This is a genomic window from Terriglobus sp. YAF25 (genome assembly GCF_052113305.1).
GTDB lineage: Bacteria > Acidobacteriota > Terriglobia > Terriglobales > Acidobacteriaceae > Terriglobus.
Window position 1 is genome coordinate 1 of record NZ_JBFRCY010001027.1, and the last position, 1140, is coordinate 1140.

Sequence of the window (1140 nt, forward strand, 5' to 3'; positions counted from 1 at the left end):
GCGCAAGCAGTTGGACCCCGGCCAGCTATCCGTGCTGAGGAGTCGGGAGAGCGCGAAGACGAACGTGACCGCTTGCGGGCGGCCCATTCGGCATCAGCCACGACAAGGAAGTGGACCTCCTTGCCCATCCCACACGGCTTCCAGCCCCACGAGTAGGAGAGCGCTTCAACGATGGCGAGTCCTCACCCGGACTCCCTCTCATGTGCAAARGGGACTACCACTGGCGGCCGGAGGGAGCGGTCGCGCACCGCGACTTCGAGGTGGCTGCCGGTCCACTCGGCCGTGACCCAGCACTCACCGCCCGCATGAGTCAGCGCGTTCGTGATGATCTCCGTGGCGCAGAGCTTCACGTCGCCGAGAGCGGCGCGGCTCAGGGGCACCCGCCATGCAGCGGCGATGGCTGCGATCCGCTCCCTGGCGTCCCGTACCGCGTTGTCGCCATCTTCGACGTGAAAGACCTGCCGGATGAATACCGCCTGGTGGTCGGCGGACGCACCAGTCATCATGGGTTCACCACCCTGGTACGCGGGGCGAGACACCGGCTGTCGCGGCAGTGACTGATCGCAAGCATGAATGTGGACCTCTCAGCAGCCAAGGTCATGGCCGAGCTCGTGCTCGGCGGGGATCTCCACAGAACCCCTTTCAACCTGCCAGAACCAGAGCAAAATTGACGCAGCCATGAGGCATTCATGCTGCAACCCCGGGCGTGACCTGGTTCGTTATCCACGCGAAAACGTTGGGATACAGGGAGAAGGACGCAGATGGCATCAAGGAGGCGCCACTTCATCCAGCGGAGGGAGGCAGTCGGCCACACCCAGGAGTCCCTGGCGGAAGCACTCGGAGTCGACCGCACCTCCGTCGGCCGCTGGGAGAGTGGCCGAAGCACCCCACAGCCCTGGATGCGCGCCAAACTCGCCACAGCTCTGCGGGTATCCCTCGATGAGCTCGCCGTGCTGCTATCCACGCCGCAGGGGAACCCGGCTCCGGTGCATCCGGTCAGCYACGCCCCGGTCAGCCGCCCGCCCGAAAGGGCACGTGACACCCGCCTGATCGTCGAAGCGGTAACCGCAGATTCGCGCGAATCCGCCCTGTTCCTCCGTTTCGCCAGTACATCCAATGTCGACAGCACCCTGCTGGAAC

At 65.2% G+C, this 1140-nt stretch carries 2 protein-coding genes; one reads left to right on the top strand and one right to left on the bottom strand.

Going from position 1 to position 1140, the window contains the following annotated elements; translation table 11 throughout:
- Positions 1–182: 182 nt before the first annotated feature.
- On the bottom strand, positions 183–506 hold the full coding sequence (locus AB4043_RS26275) for an ATP-binding protein (RefSeq protein WP_442308623.1): 324 nt from the start codon (positions 504–506) through the stop codon (positions 183–185).
- Between the two features lie 255 nt (positions 507–761).
- Between AB4043_RS26275 and AB4043_RS26280 the strand changes: the two genes are divergently transcribed.
- On the top strand, positions 762–1140 hold a 379-nt coding region (locus AB4043_RS26280), incomplete at its 3' end, for a helix-turn-helix transcriptional regulator (RefSeq protein ID WP_442308624.1).